Origin of the sequence: Geobacillus sp. DSP4a (genome assembly GCF_013096875.1) — a bacterium.
Classification (GTDB): domain Bacteria; phylum Bacillota; class Bacilli; order Bacillales; family Anoxybacillaceae; genus Geobacillus; species Geobacillus thermophilus.
Window position 1 is genome coordinate 1 of record NZ_SDLD01000021.1, and the last position, 17,868, is coordinate 17,868.

General features: G+C 53.2%; 22 protein-coding genes. 7 read left to right on the forward strand and 15 right to left on the reverse strand.

What is annotated here, in order from left to right:
• Nucleotides 1-365 (reverse strand): hypothetical protein (locus tag ETC02_RS08965; protein ID WP_216367767.1); only part of this gene is annotated, 365 nt, incomplete at its 3' end.
• Nucleotides 366-652: 287 nt separating this feature from the next.
• Here ETC02_RS08965 and ETC02_RS08970 point away from each other — a divergent pair.
• Both ETC02_RS08970 and yyaC read left to right on the forward strand, forming a co-directional pair.
• On the forward strand, nucleotides 653-844 hold the full coding sequence (locus ETC02_RS08970; RefSeq protein ID WP_050368436.1) for a hypothetical protein: 192 nt from the start codon (nucleotides 653-655) through the stop codon (nucleotides 842-844).
• Nucleotides 845-924: 80 nt separating this feature from the next.
• Nucleotides 925-1,476: a spore protease YyaC gene (gene yyaC / locus ETC02_RS08975; protein ID WP_171698216.1), complete on the forward strand. Its 552-nt coding sequence runs from the start codon at nucleotides 925-927 to the stop codon at nucleotides 1,474-1,476.
• Nucleotides 1,477-1,524: 48 nt separating this feature from the next.
• Here the strand turns inward: yyaC and ptsP are convergent, their stop codons facing one another.
• From ptsP to glcT, 4 genes are all read right to left on the reverse strand, one after another.
• The gene (gene ptsP / locus ETC02_RS08980) at nucleotides 1,525-3,261 is read right to left on the reverse strand and encodes a phosphoenolpyruvate--protein phosphotransferase (protein ID WP_050368434.1); all 1,737 of its coding nucleotides are present in this window, start codon (nucleotides 3,259-3,261) and stop codon (nucleotides 1,525-1,527) included.
• Nucleotides 3,261-3,527: a phosphocarrier protein HPr gene (locus ETC02_RS08985; protein WP_011230496.1), complete on the reverse strand. Its 267-nt coding sequence runs from the start codon at nucleotides 3,525-3,527 to the stop codon at nucleotides 3,261-3,263. The genes ptsP and ETC02_RS08985 overlap by 1 nt, the downstream gene beginning before the upstream one ends.
• A gap of 106 nt (nucleotides 3,528-3,633) precedes the next feature.
• Complete coding sequence (ptsG, locus tag ETC02_RS08990) at nucleotides 3,634-5,658, reverse strand: glucose-specific PTS transporter subunit IIBC (RefSeq protein ID WP_050368433.1); 2,025 nt, start codon at nucleotides 5,656-5,658, stop codon at nucleotides 3,634-3,636.
• A gap of 231 nt (nucleotides 5,659-5,889) precedes the next feature.
• Nucleotides 5,890-6,747, reverse strand: coding sequence for a glucose PTS transporter transcription antiterminator GlcT (glcT, locus tag ETC02_RS08995; protein ID WP_047818042.1), 858 nt, complete (start codon nucleotides 6,745-6,747; stop codon nucleotides 5,890-5,892).
• Between the two features lie 163 nt (nucleotides 6,748-6,910).
• Between glcT and ETC02_RS09000 the strand changes: the two genes are divergently transcribed.
• Together ETC02_RS09000 and ETC02_RS18080 are read left to right on the forward strand one after the other, a co-directional pair.
• On the forward strand, nucleotides 6,911-7,675 hold the full coding sequence (locus tag ETC02_RS09000) for an alpha/beta fold hydrolase (RefSeq protein WP_050368432.1): 765 nt from the start codon (nucleotides 6,911-6,913) through the stop codon (nucleotides 7,673-7,675).
• Between the two features lie 26 nt (nucleotides 7,676-7,701).
• Nucleotides 7,702-7,830: a hypothetical protein gene (locus tag ETC02_RS18080; protein ID WP_255350130.1), complete on the forward strand. Its 129-nt coding sequence runs from the start codon at nucleotides 7,702-7,704 to the stop codon at nucleotides 7,828-7,830.
• A 91-nt stretch (nucleotides 7,831-7,921) separates the two neighbouring features.
• Here the strand turns inward: ETC02_RS18080 and ETC02_RS09005 are convergent, their stop codons facing one another.
• From ETC02_RS09005 to ETC02_RS09025, 5 genes are all read right to left on the reverse strand, one after another.
• The gene (locus ETC02_RS09005) at nucleotides 7,922-9,091 is read right to left on the reverse strand and encodes a cation:proton antiporter (RefSeq protein WP_171698217.1); all 1,170 of its coding nucleotides are present in this window, start codon (nucleotides 9,089-9,091) and stop codon (nucleotides 7,922-7,924) included.
• A gap of 301 nt (nucleotides 9,092-9,392) precedes the next feature.
• Nucleotides 9,393-10,685 (reverse strand): ATP-binding protein, encoded by a 1,293-nt coding sequence (locus tag ETC02_RS09010; protein ID WP_015374280.1) that lies wholly within the window; start codon nucleotides 10,683-10,685, stop codon nucleotides 9,393-9,395.
• A gap of 46 nt (nucleotides 10,686-10,731) precedes the next feature.
• Nucleotides 10,732-10,977 carry a YueH family protein gene (locus ETC02_RS09015; protein ID WP_033010762.1) on the reverse strand — a complete coding sequence of 82 codons (246 nt, stop codon included), beginning with the start codon at nucleotides 10,975-10,977 and terminating at the stop codon, nucleotides 10,732-10,734.
• A 469-nt stretch (nucleotides 10,978-11,446) separates the two neighbouring features.
• Complete coding sequence (locus ETC02_RS09020) at nucleotides 11,447-12,196, reverse strand: SDR family NAD(P)-dependent oxidoreductase (RefSeq protein WP_050368431.1); 750 nt, start codon at nucleotides 12,194-12,196, stop codon at nucleotides 11,447-11,449.
• A gap of 253 nt (nucleotides 12,197-12,449) precedes the next feature.
• A complete protein-coding gene (locus ETC02_RS09025; RefSeq protein ID WP_033010577.1) occupies nucleotides 12,450-13,112 on the reverse strand; it encodes a hypothetical protein in 663 nt (220 codons plus the stop codon).
• 171 nt (nucleotides 13,113-13,283) lie between these two features.
• Here ETC02_RS09025 and ETC02_RS09030 point away from each other — a divergent pair, with 171 nt between their 5' ends.
• From ETC02_RS09030 to ETC02_RS09040, 3 genes are all read left to right on the forward strand, one after another.
• Entirely contained in the window at nucleotides 13,284-13,478 is a 195-nt protein-coding gene (locus tag ETC02_RS09030) for a hypothetical protein (protein WP_033015881.1), read from the forward strand.
• Nucleotides 13,479-13,672: 194 nt separating this feature from the next.
• Entirely contained in the window at nucleotides 13,673-14,257 is a 585-nt protein-coding gene (locus tag ETC02_RS09035) for a cell wall hydrolase (RefSeq protein ID WP_033010575.1), read from the forward strand.
• Nucleotides 14,258-14,489: 232 nt separating this feature from the next.
• Complete coding sequence (locus ETC02_RS09040) at nucleotides 14,490-14,669, forward strand: YkvS family protein (RefSeq protein ID WP_033011828.1); 180 nt, start codon at nucleotides 14,490-14,492, stop codon at nucleotides 14,667-14,669.
• A gap of 30 nt (nucleotides 14,670-14,699) precedes the next feature.
• Here ETC02_RS09040 and ETC02_RS09045 read toward each other — a convergent pair whose 3' ends face one another.
• The 5 genes from ETC02_RS09045 to queC are packed head-to-tail and all read right to left on the reverse strand — an operon-like array spanning nucleotide 14,700 to nucleotide 17,819.
• Nucleotides 14,700-15,383 (reverse strand): NAD(P)H-binding protein, encoded by a 684-nt coding sequence (locus tag ETC02_RS09045; protein WP_050368430.1) that lies wholly within the window; start codon nucleotides 15,381-15,383, stop codon nucleotides 14,700-14,702.
• A gap of 53 nt (nucleotides 15,384-15,436) precedes the next feature.
• Nucleotides 15,437-15,934 carry a preQ(1) synthase gene (queF, locus tag ETC02_RS09050; protein ID WP_025948364.1) on the reverse strand — a complete coding sequence of 166 codons (498 nt, stop codon included), beginning with the start codon at nucleotides 15,932-15,934 and terminating at the stop codon, nucleotides 15,437-15,439.
• Between the two features lie 51 nt (nucleotides 15,935-15,985).
• Nucleotides 15,986-16,720 (reverse strand): 7-carboxy-7-deazaguanine synthase QueE, encoded by a 735-nt coding sequence (gene queE, locus ETC02_RS09055; RefSeq protein WP_050368429.1) that lies wholly within the window; start codon nucleotides 16,718-16,720, stop codon nucleotides 15,986-15,988.
• On the reverse strand, nucleotides 16,720-17,157 hold the full coding sequence (queD, locus tag ETC02_RS09060; RefSeq protein ID WP_033011835.1) for a 6-carboxytetrahydropterin synthase QueD: 438 nt from the start codon (nucleotides 17,155-17,157) through the stop codon (nucleotides 16,720-16,722). Before queD ends, queE begins: the two co-directional genes overlap by 1 nt.
• Complete coding sequence (gene queC, locus ETC02_RS09065; RefSeq protein WP_171698222.1) at nucleotides 17,154-17,819, reverse strand: 7-cyano-7-deazaguanine synthase QueC; 666 nt, start codon at nucleotides 17,817-17,819, stop codon at nucleotides 17,154-17,156. Before queC ends, queD begins: the two co-directional genes overlap by 4 nt.
• Between the last annotated feature and the right edge of the window lie 49 nt (nucleotides 17,820-17,868).

Genomic DNA, 17,868 nt, shown 5'->3' on the forward strand with positions numbered 1-17,868 from the left:
AAATTCGTTTTCAGACGGAATTTGAAAATATGATAGCCAGCAAACGAATGAAGAACCAAATCTTCTTTTGTTGACTCGTTAAATGCAATATTTTGCAGGTCTATGCTCGGAAAAATGTTTTTGTGAACAATTTTGTTGTCTTTTTTCTTATAGACGGCGGCAACATCCTTCGCTTTTATCGGTTGTACGTCATTACCTGCCGCCTCTAAAATAGAATAGGAAATCGAATATCCATTGTAATGGAACGTGGCGTATTCTCCATCGACCATCTTTTTATAAAAGTTTGTCTCCAAAATGGTATTCTCTGTTTCCTCCTCCCTGCCATCCATCATTTTCGACAGACAAAGTTCGACATGGTTTTTCATTTTCTTCGGAAGCTTTTGCGAGTAAACCAATTTGTATGTGAAATGGAGAAAGAGTCCTAAACGAAGATTGCCAGTGGTTGCTTGCGATGGTGATCTTGATCACTTAGCGAAAGGCTGTAAATGATCGTTTTATTTGAACACCAAGCTACCCGCTTTCCGTGAAAATCCCGTCGGCAAGCGGTGATTTTCATCCCCGGGTCGAGGGCAAACTTGTCCATGGACCTTTCTTGGCGCTTTTTCTAGGTTTCGGTTATGATGAGGGTAAAACGAACGAAAGGGGGATCAGCATGTACGATAAACATTTATACGTCTTTAACGGCAACACCCCGCGCGAAACGGTCATCCGCAACTATACGACAGACGACTTTGCTGATCTCATCCGCGTGCAGCAAGAAAGTTTAGAAGACGAAGAATCGCTCAACCATGCCGTGTTAATGGAATGGCGCAATCCGTTCAAGCAAAAACAAGGACACAATTGACAGAAACGAAAAAAAGGAATCACCAGCATCGGCCGCGAACTAAGAAAAGGAGAACGACCGACGGAAAGGAATCGCGGCCGATGAAATCGATTTTGTATAGTGATCCGCTTGCTCCTTTGCTTATTCGCAATGAATTGTTTTCCCTGCTGCCAGCGCACATTTCCCGTTTGACCGTCGTTTGCATCGGCAGCAATCGCATCAACGGCGACAGTCTCGGTCCGTTTGTCGGTACGTTGCTTGAAAACGCCTATCCCGATCATTTGACGGTGATCGGCACGCTGGAGCGGCCGGTCGACGCCACGAACATTGAGCGTGTACATCAACAGTTGCTCAAAAATCCGAATTCCTATGTGCTGGCCGTTGACAGCATCGTCGGCCCGCAGCCGTTTGTCCATACGATCGCCATCCGCCCTGGCGCCCTTTCCCCTGGCACGGCGCTCGGCAAATCGCTGCCACCGGTCGGAGACATCAGCGTCATGGGAGTCATGATGGAGGACACGGCCGATGTAAGCGCGCTTCCGTATACGAATTTGCACATAGTTTACCAAATGGCGAAAGTTATCGCTGTCGGCCTTTCGCTTACGGTCCGGCAGCGGTATGGCTATGAATCGTCGACGCCGCTGTTGGCATAACGCAAAACGAAAAAAGCGCGGCGAACGTAAACGTCGCCACGCTTTCATTCAGGCAAGTGAAAATGTTCGTTTGACAAACGACACGACTTCCTCAGCCGTGCCGAGCGACAACACCGTCTCTTTGATGCGAGCCGCCTCTTCTTTCGCCAATTGTTTCAACTGAGCGCGCGCCGGCAAAATCGAGGTGGCGCTCATGCTGAACTCATCAAGGCCAAGGGCAAGCAAAATCGGAATCGCGATCGGGTCGCCGGCCATTTCCCCGCACATCCCGACCCATTTTCCTTCGCGATGGGCGGCATCGATCACGTGGCTGATGAGCCGCAAAATCGCCGGGTTGTACGGCTGGTACAAATACGCAACCCGCTCATTCATCCGATCGGCCGCCATCGTATATTGGATCAGGTCGTTCGTTCCAATGCTGAAGAAATCGACTTCTTTCGCAAACTGGTCCGCCATGACTGCAGCTGCCGGGATTTCCACCATCATGCCGACTTCAATTCCATCCGCAACGGCAACCCCTTGGCGGAGGAGCGCCTCTTTTTCTTCAAGCAAAATGGCTTTCGCTTGGCGGAATTCATCGAGCGTCGCAATCATCGGGAACATGATTTTCAAATTGCCGTACACACTCGCCCGCAACAAGGCGCGCAGTTGCGTCCGAAACATGTCTTGCATCTCAAGGCAAAGGCGGATCGCCCGGAACCCTAAGAACGGATTCATTTCTTTCGGCAGCTGCAAATACGGCAGCTCTTTGTCGCCGCCAATGTCAAGCGTCCGCACAACGACCGGTTTGCCATTCATTTGTTCCAGCACCGTTTTGTAAGCCGCAAACTGTTCGTCTTCCGTCGGCAGCTCCGAGCGTCCCATGTATAGAAATTCTGTGCGATACAATCCGATTCCTTCCGCTCCGTTCGCCAACGCTCCTTTCACATCGTCTGGCGTGCCGATGTTGGCAGCCAGCTCGACATGAATGCCGTCAGCCGTCACGGTCGCCTCGTGAACGAGTTTCGCCCATTCTGCCTTTTGCGCCTCGTAGCGGGCCCGTTTTTGTTCATATTGGGCGAGCAACTCCGGCGATGGATTGATGATTACTTGGCCGTCGAGCCCATCGACAATGACGATGTCGCCGTTTTTTACTTCCGCCGTCACCGTCTTCGTGCCGACGACGGCAGGGATTTCGAGCGAACGGGCCATAATTGCTGAATGCGACGTCCGCCCGCCGATGTCGGTGGCAAATCCTTTCACATATTGGCGGTTCAGCTGCGCCGTATCGGATGGCGTCAAGTCTTCCGCGATGATCACGACTTCCTCAGAAATGAGGCTCGGGTTCGAGATTGTGACGCCAAGCAGATGGGCGAGGACGCGCTTTGTCACATCGCGGATGTCAGCGGCCCGTTCTTTCATATATTCATTGTCCATCGCCTCGAACATCGAGATGAAAAACAAAGCGGTTTCATCGAGAGCGTACTCGGCATTGACGCGCTCCGTTTGGATTTTTTCTTTAATCGGGTTCAACAATTCTGGGTCGTCAAGCACAAGCAAGTGGGCGGCAAAAATGGCAGCTTTGTCTTCGCCAAGCTTTTCCAAGGCATGCTGTTTGATGGCTTCCAGCTCTTCTTTCGCTTTCGCCACCGCCGCCTCAAGCCGCGCTACTTCCGCCTCGACGTCGGCGACCGTCCGTTTTTCGGCCGCCAAATGAGGCGTTTCCAAGCGGTATGCCTTCGCGATGGCAATACCGCTCGATGCAGCAATCCCATGGATCGTTTTTTCGCGGATTGCGTTTCCCATTATTCTGCAAGACCTTCTTTCGCCAACGTATCCGTTAACGCCGCCATTGCTTCCGCCGCATCGGCCCCTTCTGCCGTGATTTTGATCGTTGCCCCTTTCGGAATGCCTAACGACATGACGCCCATGATCGATTTTAAGTTCACTGTTTTGCCGTTGTACTCAAGCTGGATTTCGCTGTTGAATTTGCTCGCCGTTTGCACCAAAATCGTCGCCGGACGAGCGTGGATGCCGGAATCAGAAACGACTTTAAACGTTTTTTCTGCCATGTTCATCATTCCCCTTTTCTTCAATTTTTTCTTTGCCATCATATCAAATGCAGGGGCGGGATGGCAACGGAAAATGCTTGTCCCCGCCCCGAGGCGAATAAGCAGCTTAGCGGATCGTCACAACAGCGTCTTCTCCTCGAGCAACTGAGCCTTGCTTGTTGACGTGAACCGTTTCGCCGGCTTGGAGATTCGTGAAAATCACCGGTGTGACGATCGATGGGGCGTTCTGTTTGACATAATCAAGGTCGACGCGCAAAATCGGCTGTCCTTTTTTCACTTCGTCGCCTTCCTTCACAAGCGCTTCAAACCCTTGGCCGTTCAGCTTCACCGTATCGATGCCGACGTGGATCAACATTTCATGCCCGCCGGCCGACTGAATGCCAATGGCGTGCTTCGTCGGAAAGACGTTGATGATCTTCCCATCAACCGGAGAGACGACCGTGCCGTCCGTCGGCATGACTGCGAACCCATCGCCCATCATTTTTTGCGAAAACACTTGGTCCGGCACTTCAGCGAGCGGAACGATTTCTCCGGACATCGGCGAAGCGATCGTTTCAGACTCCGCGGCTTCCGAAGCCGCTGTTTTCGGCTTTTCTTCTTCCGCCGCACGGGCCGGCGCTTTTCCTTGCATGATGTCTTGAATTTGCCCTTTTAACATATCCGATTTCGGACCGAAAATCGCCTGCACGTTGTTGCCGACTTCCAGCACCCCGGCAGCGCCAAGCGCCTTCAGGCGGTCTTTATCGACTTGGCCAATGTCATGGACCGACACGCGCAAACGTGTAATGCAGGCGTCCAAATGTTCGATGTTTTCCTTTCCGCCAAGAGCAGCGAGCACTTCATACGGCAGGTCGCCAGCAGCGGCCGCCTCGGCTTTCGGTGCTTCCTCGACCGTTTTTTCCCGGCCCGGCGTCGCCAAATCCCATTTGCGGATCGCAAAGCGGAACCCGAAATAATAAATCACGGCAAACACCAAGCCGACCGGAATGACGAGCCACCATGCCGTCCGGTTTGGCAGAACGCCAAACAGCAAGAAGTCAATGACCCCGCCGGAGAACGTCATCCCGATTTTGACGTTCAACAAGTGCATGATCATAAACGACAAGCCGGCAAAAACGCAGTGAATGGCAAACAGCACCGGAGCGACAAACAAGAACGAAAATTCGATCGGTTCGGTAATCCCAGTCAAAAACGATGTCAACGCGGCCGACCCCATGATGCCGGCCACAACTTTTTTGTTTTCCGGCCGCGCTTCATGGTAAATCGCAAGCGCCGCTGCCGGAAGGCCGAACATCATAAACGGAAACTTCCCGGTCATGAACGTGCCGGCCGTCAGTTCCACGCCGTCTTTCAGCTGCTCGAAAAAGATTTTTTGGTCGCCATGGACCACTTGCCCGGCTTTATTGACGTATTCGCCAAATTCAAACCAAAACGGTGCATAGAAAATGTGATGCAAGCCAAATGGAATCAACGCCCGTTCGACGACGCCGAAAATAAAGGCGGCCAACGGTTTGTTCGCCTCGATCATATTGTGCGAAAACGCATTGAGCCCGTGCTGAATCGGCGGCCAGATGAATGTCATGATAATGCCAAGCACGACCGCAGACGCCGCCGTCACGATCGGCACGAACCGCTTGCCGGCAAAAAAGCCGAGATATTGAGGCAGTTCAATATTGAAGTATTTGTTGTACATGTAGGCGGCCAAAATCCCGACGATAATCCCGCCAAAGACGCCGGTTTGCAGCGTCGGGATGCCGAGAATGTTGGCATACGACGGGTCAGCGCCGACCATATCGGCCGTTACACCTAAGATGACGCTCATCGTCACGTTCATAATCAAGTAGCCGATGATCGCCGCCAAGCCTGCGACTCCGTCCCCGCCGGCAAGGCCGATCGCTACGCCGACCGCAAACAAGAGCGACAAGTTGGAGAAGACGATGCCGCCTGCTTGCTCCATCACGTTGGAGACGAGCACGACCCAATCGGCTTTTAATGCGGGAATTTTATCCGTGAGCGCCGGGTTTTTCAACGCATTGCCAAACGCCAGCAAAATCCCGGCCGCCGGCAAAATCGCCACCGGCAACATGAGCGCTTTCCCGACTTTTTGCAGCGTGCCAAACGCTCGCTTCATCTTCATAACCTCCTTTAGGTTCCTTTTCTTAAGTTTTGCAGCAAACAGCCGATTCATGTATCGAAAATGGAGCGGACGCTTCCGAGGGGCATCGGCGCAATAAAAAAGGCATGACTAAAGAGAGGCAAAAAGAACGCTTACAACAGCGCGCATACATTCGCAACTGTTGCCGCCTTATTTGCCCTCTTTACTCATGCCTGATCGAGTCAGTAACACGTAAAGCGAGACAACCTATGCAGTTGTATTGTTCTTTTTCTCCGCCAGCCGTTGCAAATGCAACGTCAAATAGACCGCCTCGGCATCGTCCGCCGGCAGATGAAGCGTTTGCTGCATGACCTTAACCAACTTCCATGCTAGATTATAGCACAATGGATACGCTTCCTTCAAGATTTTCGACAAATTTTTTGGTTCTTCGACTTTTTCGCCTTTTTTCATCCGCTCAATCGCATAGCGCAAGTGACGGACAAACCGCAAATAATGAACGCTCTCGCGGTCGATGTCAACGCCAAGCTGTTGCTCGACGATCTTGACAAGGTCAGCAATGAGCTGGGAATATCGATTCGCTTCCGACACGCTTTGTTTCGAAATCGCGCTATGAATATGAAGAGCAATAAAGCCTGTCTCCCCTTCAGGCAGGGAGACTCCGAGCTTTTGTTCAATCGTGCGGGCCACTTCATGGGCAATTTCATATTCCAACGGATACAAGCTTTTCGTCTCAGCCAAAAACGGGTTTTTGACGTCCAATCCTTGTTCAAGCCGCTTTAATGTAAAGGCGATATGGTCCGTCAGCGCCACATGGATGTGCTCGTCGAGCGGTGCGCCCACGCGTTGCTGAATATGTTGAACCACCTCGCTCATGAGGGCGATGAATTCTTCGCTCAATTCCGGAAGCAGCTTTTTGTATTGCTCTTGTTCGCGTTCGTTTTTGAGGACGAAACATTTTTCCACGGCACTTTCCGCAATTTCATCCCCCTTTTTTTTGCCGAAGCCGATCCCCTTGCCGAGCAGGACGACTTCGCCATACTCGGGGTGGAAAGCGATTAAAACGTTGTTATTGAGCGCCTTTTCCACACGGAACGACTGCTCCATCGGGCCCCCTCCTTTCCGTGCCGCCTGTCCGCCGTTCATCCACGTGACTAATTATAAATCGGAAAGCCGTCCTTCTCAATGAAAAAAAGATGGAGGTTTTTTGGATGGGAGGCTGTTCTTCTTTCCATACTATAGAGGGCGATGCCGTGAAGGGGGGATTCGCATGCCATACATTTCCATCAACAGCCGCGTCCGTCTCTATTATGAAGAAAAAGGGAACGGAACACCGCTATTGTTCATCCATCCCCCTGGGATGGGGCATGTCGTTTTTTGCCGCCAAAAGCCGCTCGCCCGCGATTTTCGCCTCATTTTATACGACATGCGCGGCAACGGGCGAAGCAGTCCGTCGGATGGACCGATTACGGTGCCGCTGCTCGCCGATGACGTCTCGGTGTTGCTTCGCTCCCTCGGCATCGGGCGCGCGATCATTTGCGGCTACTCCAGCGGCGGGTCGGTCGCACTTGATTTCGCCCTTCGCTATCCACAGCATGTAAAGCAACTTATTTTGATTGGCGGATTTCCTGAAGTGTGTACCCCGCTGCTGTGGGGTGAGTTTTGGCTTGGCATTTCCGCCGCCAAACTCAGAGCCATCCCACTGCTCTCCTTGGCACTCGCCCTCGGGCACGGAACAAACCAGCGCGAGCGGCGGCTGTTGAGGCGGTACGCCCAGATGGCCAACAAGCGGGATTTAGAGGCCGCGTATCGGGCTGGGCTCGTCTACCGCTGCACGGAGCAGCTCTCCTCCCTGCGCCTGCCGGTGTCGCTCATTTACGGAGCACGCGACCGTTACATTCATTTCTATATCACCATATTTCGCCGCTATGTGCCGCATGCTGGTGTTGTGTTGATCGACCAGGCCTGCCATCAAATTCCGACCAAACATAGCGAGGAGTTAAATGGCATTTTGCGCATGTACGGCCGGCGGTGACCGATGGGAAGAAAGGAGGGGGAAGCATGTCGAAAAAAGGGAGACAAAACAAAGTAAGCCAAGAAGTGGCCAACCCGACCGTCTCGAAAACAGAGGCGGAAATGGCCAAAGACAGCGTGGATACGGCCAAGCAAGCGAAAAAGAACCGCTCGTAGCGACAGCGAGGCTGCCCTTTTTTTGGGGACAGCCCCGCTGTTTTGCCGCTATAGCGCCGGCCATCGGCCCGGCTGCCCACTTCGACGGCGACTAGGCCGTCCGGCGCACCGGATGAAGACGGCTGAAAATCATCTTCAATAACGGCGGCGTCACAACAGTCGTTACCAATACGACGATGATCATGACCGCAAACATGTTCCCATCAAGCAGGCCGGCTTCCAAGCCGACGCCGGCGATGATGAGCGCCACCTCACCGCGCGACACCATGCCAGCGCCGACCGCCAGCGAGCTTCCCCACGAAAATCCGGCCCATTTTGCCCCCAGCGCGGCGCCGACAAGCTTTGTCAAAATCGCGAGCGCACTCCAACCGACAATCAGCGGCCAATGCTCGACGATGCCGGAAAAGTCGGCCGCAACCCCGATGGAGGTAAAAAAGACAGGGACAAACAAAGAATAGGCGATCGTTTCCACTTTCTCAAATACTTCTTCCCGATAGTCCGTAAAACTCGCGCCAAGCCCGGCCATATAGGCGCCGATGATCGCCGCCACCCCCATCGCCTCAGCAAAATAGGCAAATGCAAAACAGATGACCAGCCCGGCCGAGACAACCGCCTCTGTCACACGCAACGGGGCAAACCACTTTAATACGAGCGGGATGGCTTTCCAAGCGAGCAAAATGGCGACGGCAAAAAAAACAGCTTTTTTCAGCACGACCGCACCAAGCTCGACGTCGCCGCCAGTTAGGCTTAATAAAAACGCCAAGGCAATGACGACCAGCACGTCGTCGATGACCGCCGCGCCGAGAATCGCGGATCCTTCCTTCGATTGCAGCTGTCCCATCTCTTTGAGCGCCTGCACGGAAATGCTGACGCTCGTTGCGGACAGCAAAAGTCCGAGGAAAAGAGCTGTGCCGGTTTCCATGCCGAACGCTGCGCTAGCCGCATACCCGGCGAGCAGCGGAACGAGAATGCCGAGCACTCCGACCGCCACAGCAGCTTTTCCAGTGCGCCGAAACTGGTCCATATCCGTCTCAAGGCCGGCGATAAACATAAGCAAAATGACGCCGATTTGGCTTAACTCCTGCAAAAGGTCGGTATCCTCGATCACACCGAGCACGCTCGGACCAAGCACAATGCCGATGAGCAGCTTGCCGAGCACGGCGGGCTGGCCAAGGCGCACGGCAAGATCGCCGGCAAGTTTGGCGGCGAACAAAATGACTGCCAGTTGGGCGATGAACACACCATCACATCCTTTTCCCATTATCCCTCCCCAAACTACGTTTATCATGTGCAATAGGTTTCATTTTTAACGGATTTCCGAAAGAAGTCTCCCACTTCAAGCAAAGCTAAGTCGGAATCGTTCCCTGCACGATCGGCAGTTTCGACCCTAAACAACTGAAAGAGAAATTTTACGAACCAAAACGCGCTGTGCACCGACAGGGCCTATGATGATCCACAAAACATCAGCCGCTGCCTGCCATAGAACTCGTCTGCCTATCAGCCATGGATTGAGCCGTTAGCCAAAAAAAACAGACATCCTCGCTCTGCGTGGACGCCTGTTGTTATGACAGCGCATTTTGCCGGCCGTTTGCGGCTTTGACGCCGCCGGACGGAAACGTCAAATGAACAGTCGTTCCCTTCCCAACCTCGCTTTCGATCCGCATCGTTCCTTTATGTTCTTGAACGATTTTCATGCTTGTCGTCAGCCCGAGCCCCATTCCTTTTTCTTTCAAAGTGAAAAACGGTTCACCGATTTTCTGCAGCCGCTCTTTCGAGATGCCGACGCCGGTGTCGGCAACATCGACATAGATCTTCCCGTCCGCTTCCGCAACGTGGACGTATAAAATTCCGCCATCAGGCATCGCTTCGATGGCATTTTTCATAACGTTCAACAACACTTGAACAATTTGGTTTTGATCGCCGTACACACAAGCTTTCGGAGCGGTGTTATGGACGGAAATGGAAACGTTGTTCAACGTCGCCTCATGGCCAATCAAGCTGATGACATACGAAATGGCCTCGTCTAGCAAAAACGGCCGATAATCGTGGCTTTGCGGCTTGGCGAGCACCAGCAGCTCGCTCACAATTTGGTTGATGCGGCCGAGTTCACTTAACATAATGCGCATATAATGATCATTCACTTCGCGCGTTTCTTGCATCATCTGAATAAATCCTTTCATGGAGGTGAGTGGATTGCGGATTTCATGGGCAATGCCGGCGGCCAGCTCGCCAAGGACGGACAGCTTTTCTTTTTTCAAGAGCAGCTCCTCGGCAAGCTTTTGCTGGGTAATGTCGCGGCCGATCGTCAGCAGCCCTTTGCGCGCTCCGTTTTCGTCAAAGAGCGGCACTTTAATGACGTCAAACGTCTTCACTTCCCCATCCGGCGTCGCAAACGACTCCTCGCGGCGGGTGACCGTTCCGCTTTTCCATGCTTCGCGGTCCGATTCGATGCACTGCTCGAAAGCGTCCTTAAAAAACGGCACCAGCTCGCCAAGTTCACGATCGGTTTTCCCGACATAGTCGATACGCTCGAGATGATAAAGCCGCTGTCCGAAATCGTTGACGCGCAGCCATCGACCCTCGCTGTCTTTAAAGCAAACGAAATCGGGCATCGAATTGATGAGCGTAAGCAGCTGTTGTTCATTTTCTTCGATCTTTTCCAGCTGCTCGCGTTTTTTTAACAGCTGGTACAAAAAAATAGCCGAGAGCAAAATAAACACGGCCCCTTTGGCGGCGCCAAGCGCCATATATACAGCGCGGCTGATCGACAGCATATTGAGCAGGGTGTCGGTGGCGGCAATCCATAAAATGCTGCCTATGATATATACTGCGATTACTTTTGTTTTGTTGACCACGTTGTCATCGAACCCCTAACATGCAAAGTCACAAGCGGCCGCCCAGTTACATTTCTCGCGCCCATGCAAGCAACTGAGCGGTCAACGCGGCAGCACGTTCATGGTCAAGCCGCTTTTGCAGCGACGCCTCGAGCCGCTCGGTTACCGCTCCGGCCTCTTCCCCATAGGAAAACGAAAACGACCATTCAAGCGCCGGAATGGCTAGAACGATGTATTCCTCTTTCCGGTTTTCATAAATATATACGTTGACCGGGGCTTGCCCGTCCATGATCGGCGTTTTGCGGATTTTCATCCTATTTCGCGCAGGAGACTCCCACTTCAACGACCAAAGGGAGTAAGTGGGAGAGGAATGCGCGTTCCCCCCCTTTCTTTTGTGTATGATATAATAAAGGCGTGGAGAAAACCGTTCAATAAAGGCACTCCAATCACGGCTACTCGATGTATGGAGTTGGTTACAGGAAACGTTGTAACCGTAAAACATCGAGCGTAGGTCCGTCTGTTGTGTGTGGAAGCCAAGTACTGCCAACAGACACACCGAGAGAATCGGTAACGATGCAGGCATGACCTGCGTCGTTGGGTAGTTGTCAACCTGCCCTGATGCAACCCCAAGTCAAGGAAGGAGGACGAAGTCCGTTTGCACTTCTGGGGAGTTGCAAGCCCCCACTTCAAGCGTTAGCTAAGTGGGGGTAGTTGACCATTGCCTCCCACCTTTGCTGCAAAGCCGTTCTCCATATTCATTTATTTTAGCAAACGCCCTCTTCCTACTCAATATAAATCATTTTCCTTGTCATCCCGCCGTCGATCACGAAATTCGCCCCAGTGATAAAATCGTTTTCCTCCTCACATAAGTACAGGCAGGCGCGGGCAATATCGTCCGGTTTGCCGACGCGGCCGGCCGGGTGCTGCCGGTGGTCAATGTCTCGCAGTTGCCCATAATCGCCCGTTTCAATCCAACCGGGGCTGATGCAATTGACGCGGATGCGGTCAGCGGAAAACGACACCGCCAACGCGTGGGTGAGAGCGACAAGACCGCCTTTCGACGCTGCGTACGCCTCTGAATTTGGTTCAGACATGAACGCTCTTGTAGAAGCAATATTCACGATCGCCCCTCCTTTGGCGTTGCGGCGCATATATTTTGCCGCCTCGCGGGAAGCAAAAAAGGCGCTGCGCAAATTTGTCGACAGCACATCATCCCATTCGTCCACCGTCAGCTCGTACGGTGATTTCCAACGCGAGACGCCGGCGTTATTAATCAGATAGTCGATGCGGCCAAAACGGCTGGCTGTTTCGTTCACAAACCGTTCGATGTCGCTCACTTTCCGGACATCGGCCGCCACAAATATGGCATGTCGTCCATCCGCCCGCAACTGTTCGGCAAACGCCTCCCCTTTTTTGACATCCCGATCCACGATGGCCACATTCGCACCTTGTTTGGCAAACATCGCGGAGACCGCCTTGCCGATGCCGTTCGCTCCGCCGGTGACAATCACTGTTTTCCGCTCCATGCCCATTTGCCTCTTCTCCTTTCTTTTCTCCAACCTCGTCTTTTCCTCCCTCTCTTGAGGGAAAAACTACGTTCCTTATTATACCATTGACAGCAGTGGGAACACATATATGCCGCCATAAGGGAGCGTTGGGAACAACGCAGTTGATGCTGGCGCCTGTACGGGAAGCGGCCGTCTGGCAAGCCGGTGAGCCTCTATGCTGGGCCCGTCCCCCGTGGAACATAAAAAAAGACCGCGTGGAAGCGGTCTTTTTGACGGTTTACCGATATGGGCCGTACGGCGCCGGAAGGCCGGGCGCATATGGAGCTACCCCACCGTAATACGGCGGCAGCGGTGCAGCAGGATAACCGTACGGTGCCGCCGGGGCGTATGGCAGCGGCGCAGCCGGCGGATAGCACATCGGAGGATACGGAACAGCGCCGGGGGCGATGCTAGGGGCAACACCGGGCGTGACACCCATGGTCGGCATCGCACTAGGAACGACGCCGGGCGTCATACCGGCAACAGGAGCTCCCACCCCTGCATACGGAGCTGCCATATCGTATGGAGCAACGGCACCGTCAGCGGGCAGCGGCGGTGCATTTTCTTCCCCTCCTACCGGCCAGGCGAAGGTCGGAGCCACATTCGGCACTGCTCCCAAGCCCAGCGGCGGCGCCGGGGGCATCATATCAGAGCTGTCCGGGCTGTCAAATTCGTCCGGACTGTCAAGGTGGGCCGGACTGACCAAAGGAGCCATCGGCACAGCCGGCGGACACCAGTAGCCATAAGGAGTCACCGGCGGATAATACGCTGTCGGCATTGCCGCTGGTGCGGTCGGCAGCGGCGCCACGGGCGGTGCATTATTGTCCATTCGCCCGGCCTTATCGCCTTGGTTTGAGGCGTTCAGAAACGGATCATTCATATGAGGGTCCCAATGATTCATTGTCCTCTCCCTTTCTCGCTCATAGTTGTCGGGGCGCGTACCCATCCATATTGTATGTCGGCACAAGCAAAGGGTGTTTGCCCGGCCAAAATATAGGTATTTATCCTAAACGCCGGTTGCGCTATGATAAATAACAGCAGCAACCTCACATGGACGTTGGGAGGGAATCAGATGGATGAAACGTTGGCGGCCAAGCAAATCCATGATTTGCGCAACGGAATCATCTCCGAACTGCTGGTGAAAAAAGAGGACTTCCCTGTTTTTCGCGCCGTGCTTGTCAAACAGCCCGATTTTAAACGATTTCGCGGCATCGCCCAGCGCGGCGGCCACATTATTTATCACTATACAGATGTTCCGCGCAGCTGAACGTTCCCGTCTTTGCGGCTTCACATCCGGCTTTCCGCCCCGAAAGCCGGATGTTTTGGCTTGCGGAGAAATTTCCATTCCTCCTATGAAACTAGTCATTTCAATGCTTCGCGCACTTTTTCCATCATTTCGATAATGAATCATCTTCCCATCCTTGTTACTCTAGTAGCGAGTTTACGAGAGGAGGGATCAGGATGAAAAAAGGAAAAGCATGGGTGATGGCGGTGTTGTGCGGGATGTTTTTCTTTGCCGGCCATGCCGATGCGGCAACCATCCACACTGTCAAGCGCGGCGACACGCTTTGGAAAATCGCGAAGCAATACGGCGTGCCGCTCAAACAGCTGATGCAAAAAAATAGAAAAGACGATTGGCTGTATCCTGGCGAAAAACTGATCATCCCGAACGCAGGCATTACAGCGGCGGAAAAAGACTTGCTCGCTCGCCTCGTCCATGCTGAGGCAAAAGGGGAGCCGTACGCCGGGAAAGTAGCCGTGGCAACGGTCGTGCTCAACCGCGTCGACCATCCGGATTTTCCGGATACGATCCGCGCCGTTATTTATGAGCGCTCTGGCGGCCATTATGCATTCACGCCGGTCGCAAACGGAACGATCAATGAACCCGCTGACCGTGAATCATATCGCGCCGTTGAAGAAGCACTTGCTTTTCGCGGTTTAGGAAACGGCTCGCTCTATTTCTACAATCCGAAAACGGCGAAAAGCAAATGGCTGCGCTCCCGTCCGGTGACGGTCGTCATCGGCAACCATGTGTTTGCCAAGTAGACGAAAACAAGGGGACGGCTTCGCCCCTTGTTTTTTTTTAAAATATCAGATTTTAGGAAAGAAACCCCTTTACTTGTGCATAAAAATAAGGCAAACTAGTAAAAAAGCGCCTGCTCCTTTTTATAAAGAGCGGGCACAACGGCCAGGGCGCACCGGCCGGCCGCCTTTTCGGCCGATCACGCCCGTTTTAGCCGCCGACGACTATATTCGGTTTAAAAAGGGGAATGATAGAATGGTGAAAAAAGCAAAAGTCGGGGACATTATTGAATTTAAAAATGGATTGCGCGGCATTGTGGAGAAGGTGAATGAAAACTCCGTCATCGTGGATTTAACGTATATGGAAAACTACCGTGAACTCGATTTGCAAGAACGGACAGTCGTCAATCATAAAAACTATAAGATCATCGAATAAAAAAGAGGCTGCCAAGAGCCTCTTTTTTGTTTACGAAATGCGGGCGAGTTCATCACATTCATAGATGTGGACGCCGTTCGCTGCGGACGCCGCCCGGTAAAACATCGCCAAAGCAAGCTGATGGGCGTCAACCGGCTTATATTTTTTCCATTTGCCGACGAACAAAAACGGCAGCCGGCATAACAGCCACCCGGCGAGCATCTCGCCAAGGCGGAACTCCCGACGCTTGCCGACGAGCAACGATGGACGGAAAATATGAAGCGATGGGATGGAAAGCCGCTGCAACGCCTCTTCCACCTCTCCTTTGACGCGCTGGTAAAAAAACGGCGAGCACGGGTTGGCACCGACCGAAGAGACGGTCAAAAAGCTTTTCGCACGGCACTTTTCCGCCAGCGCCGCCGCGCGCAGCGTATATTCATAATCGACTTGAATGAACTGCTGCTTTGTTTTCGCCTTTTTGCGCGTCGTCCCAAGGCAGCAAAACACATCGTCCACATAAAAATATCGTTCGTACGATTCAAGCCGCGCAAAATCGGCGACGACTTGCTGCAGTTTTTCATGTTTAATCGGCAGCGGGGTGCGGACAAAAATGGTCACTTGCCGGTACAAATCCGACTCAAGCAGCAACTTGAGCAGTTCCCCGCCGACCAAGCCGCTCGCCCCAAGCAAAAGAGCTGTTCTTCGCTCCAACGCCAAAACCTCCAAGGCAAACATTCACTGTCCATTATATAGGAGTGTTGGCGAAAAAACTACCTCTTTTTTGTAGTTTAGCGGTTGTCGACTTTTTCTGGATACAAGTCGTGGTTGAGCAGCCGGTATTCCGCCATTTTTTCGTATTTTGTCCCCGGGCGCCCCCAATTGCAGTACGGATCGATGGAAATGCCGCCGCGCGGGGTGAATTTGCCCCACACTTCGATATAGCGCGGTTCCATGACTTTAATCAAATCGTTCATAATGATGTTGACGCAGTCTTCGTGAAAGTCGCCATGATTGCGGAAGCTGAACAAATACAGCTTCAACGATTTGCTTTCGACGCATTTTTTGTCCGGGATGTAGCTGATGTAAATCGTCGCGAAGTCCGGCTGGCCGGTTTTCGGACATAGCGAAGTGAACTCCGGACAATTGAACTTCACGAAATAATCCCGGTCAGGATGTTTGTTGTCAAACACTTCAAGAAGATTGGGATTGTACGTAAACGAATACGTTGTCCCTTGATGGCCAAGCAGCGTCAAGTCTTTCAATTCTTCCTCTTTTCTTCCTGCCATTCCTTCATTCCTCCCTTTGATTCATGCAACGTGAGCGGCCGCACCCCCGCTTTACACGCCACGCTTGTTTCCCCAAAGAAGCGTGTGCAGCTGCGGCAAGATGTGGACGTCGGCCAGCTCCTCCGAATCGGCGGCTTGCTCCACCAGCCATTCCAACCGATGGAGAAGCTTCGCGCGGAGTGCATCCACATCTGAATCGGCCACATCGGCGTTTCCTGTCTGCAAATAAAACGGAACACCTGGGTAGCGGCAGTGCACCTCTTTCGCATACGCCAAATCGGTGTCATCAAAGACGACGACTTTCAAGCTGATGCGCCGCCCCCGGCTTTGGTCAGCCTGCAGCCGTTCCATGATTTGATCGAGCGCCGACCAGTCGGTGTCCATCCCCGAACTTGGCGGTTTTGGGGAAATGGTGACATCGTCTACATCGAGCAGCCAGTCTTGCCAGCGGCTCCCTTGCGTTTCAACCGCAACGCGCACCCCTTTTTCGTGAAGAAGGGCGACAAGCTCTCCAAGAGCGGCAATGAGAAGCGGGTTGCCGCCTGAAATCGTCACGTGGCGGAAGCGGCGGCCGCCCATGGCTTCAAGCCGCCGCCAAATGTCGTCTGCCGTCAACTGCTCGATCTCGTCTTTCGCTGATCCGTCCCACGTAAACGCCGAATCGCACCAGCGGCAGCGATAATCGCAGCCGGCTGTGCGGACGAACATCGTCTTTTGGCCGATCACCATTCCCTCTCCTTGGATGGTCGGACCAAAAATCTCCAACACCGGAATCGTGCGCGCCATTACCGGTCCCCCGCTTTCGGCCGGTAGACGACATAGCTCGTCGGCGTTTCGCGGACAAACACTTGCAAACATGTCGGCTTGTGCGGCAGCGTATCCAAATAGCGCTGAATCGTTTCATAAATCGTGCGCGCCACCACTTCCGTCGTCGGAAACCGGTTCGGGTCGTTTTCATCAAAGCAATCGGCATGGTCATTGAGCAACGTATGATCCAGCTTTCCATGCACAAGCTGTTTGATCGTTTGAAAATTGACCAAAAATCCGCTTTCATCGAGCTCATCGCCAGCAATCGTCACATTGACGATGTACGTGTGGCCGTGCACGTTGGCGCAACTCCCGGCCGCTTCGTGCGGGATGAAATGGGCGGCGGCGATGTGCATATCTTTGTTCAGCTCATAGCGGTAAGGGTGCATCACTTGCGGATAAAGCTGGTGCATCATGGCCGCTCCACCCCCGCTTTTTCCCGCAAATAGTCATCCAATCCGCGCTTGCGCAGCACGCATGCTGGACATTCGCCGCAGCCGTCGGCGATGATGCCGTTATAGCACGTCAGCGTCTTCGTGCGAATGAACTCGAGCGCCCCGAGCTCATCCGCGAGCTTCCACGTCTCCGCTTTCGTCAGCCACATGAGCGGCGTATGAATGACAAATTCGTAATCCATCGCTAAATTCAGCGTGACGTTCAATGATTTGATAAACACATCGCGGCAGTCCGGATAGCCGCTGAAATCTGTTTCGCACACTCCGGTGACGAGATGGCGCGCGCCCCGTTGTTTGGCAAACACCGCGGCGAATGATAAAAACAACAAATTGCGCCCGTCCACAAACGTCGTCGGCAGCCCGCCTTCCTTTTGTTCGATGGCGATATCATCACGCGTCAAGGCGTTCGGCGCCAATTGCCCGAGCAGCGACATATCGAGCACCGTATGGCGAACGCCAAGCTCAGCGGCAATTGTCTGAGCGACTTCAATTTCGCGGCGATGACGCTGCCCATAGTCAAACGTCACCGCTTCCACTTCCCCAAACTGCTCTTTCGCCCAAACCAAACACGTCGTGCTGTCTTGGCCGCCGCTGAAGACGACGACCGCCTTTTCTTCCTTCATCTTCATCACAATCAACCTCCTTCTGAATCAGCAGAAGAAGAGGTTTCCA

Bases quoted from the DNA above. Each gene is read 5' to 3' on its own strand.
- ETC02_RS08970 (WP_050368436.1), top strand. From the start codon at position 653: ATGTACGATAAACATTTATACGTCTTTAACGGCAACACCCCGCGCGAA.
- yyaC (WP_171698216.1), top strand. From the start codon at position 925: ATGAAATCGATTTTGTATAGTGATCCGCTTGCTCCTTTGCTTATTCGC.
- ptsP (WP_050368434.1), bottom strand. From the start codon at position 3,261: ATGGGAAACGCAATCCGCGAAAAAACGATCCATGGGATTGCTGCATCG.
- ETC02_RS08985 (WP_011230496.1), bottom strand. From the start codon at position 3,527: ATGGCAGAAAAAACGTTTAAAGTCGTTTCTGATTCCGGCATCCACGCT.
- ptsG (WP_050368433.1), bottom strand. From the start codon at position 5,658: ATGAAGCGAGCGTTTGGCACGCTGCAAAAAGTCGGGAAAGCGCTCATG.
- glcT (WP_047818042.1), bottom strand. From the start codon at position 6,747: ATGGAGCAGTCGTTCCGTGTGGAAAAGGCGCTCAATAACAACGTTTTA.
- ETC02_RS09000 (WP_050368432.1), top strand. From the start codon at position 6,911: ATGCCATACATTTCCATCAACAGCCGCGTCCGTCTCTATTATGAAGAA.
- ETC02_RS18080 (WP_255350130.1), top strand. From the start codon at position 7,702: ATGTCGAAAAAAGGGAGACAAAACAAAGTAAGCCAAGAAGTGGCCAAC.
- ETC02_RS09005 (WP_171698217.1), bottom strand. From the start codon at position 9,091: ATGGGAAAAGGATGTGATGGTGTGTTCATCGCCCAACTGGCAGTCATT.
- ETC02_RS09015 (WP_033010762.1), bottom strand. From the start codon at position 10,977: ATGAAAATCCGCAAAACGCCGATCATGGACGGGCAAGCCCCGGTCAAC.
- ETC02_RS09020 (WP_050368431.1), bottom strand. From the start codon at position 12,196: ATGGGCATGGAGCGGAAAACAGTGATTGTCACCGGCGGAGCGAACGGC.
- ETC02_RS09025 (WP_033010577.1), bottom strand. From the start codon at position 13,112: ATGAATCATTGGGACCCTCATATGAATGATCCGTTTCTGAACGCCTCA.
- ETC02_RS09030 (WP_033015881.1), top strand. From the start codon at position 13,284: ATGGATGAAACGTTGGCGGCCAAGCAAATCCATGATTTGCGCAACGGA.
- ETC02_RS09035 (WP_033010575.1), top strand. From the start codon at position 13,673: ATGAAAAAAGGAAAAGCATGGGTGATGGCGGTGTTGTGCGGGATGTTT.
- ETC02_RS09040 (WP_033011828.1), top strand. From the start codon at position 14,490: ATGGTGAAAAAAGCAAAAGTCGGGGACATTATTGAATTTAAAAATGGA.
- ETC02_RS09045 (WP_050368430.1), bottom strand. From the start codon at position 15,383: ATGTTTGCCTTGGAGGTTTTGGCGTTGGAGCGAAGAACAGCTCTTTTG.
- queF (WP_025948364.1), bottom strand. From the start codon at position 15,934: ATGGCAGGAAGAAAAGAGGAAGAATTGAAAGACTTGACGCTGCTTGGC.
- queE (WP_050368429.1), bottom strand. From the start codon at position 16,720: ATGGCGCGCACGATTCCGGTGTTGGAGATTTTTGGTCCGACCATCCAA.
- queD (WP_033011835.1), bottom strand. From the start codon at position 17,157: ATGATGCACCAGCTTTATCCGCAAGTGATGCACCCTTACCGCTATGAG.
- queC (WP_171698222.1), bottom strand. From the start codon at position 17,819: ATGAAGGAAGAAAAGGCGGTCGTCGTCTTCAGCGGCGGCCAAGACAGC.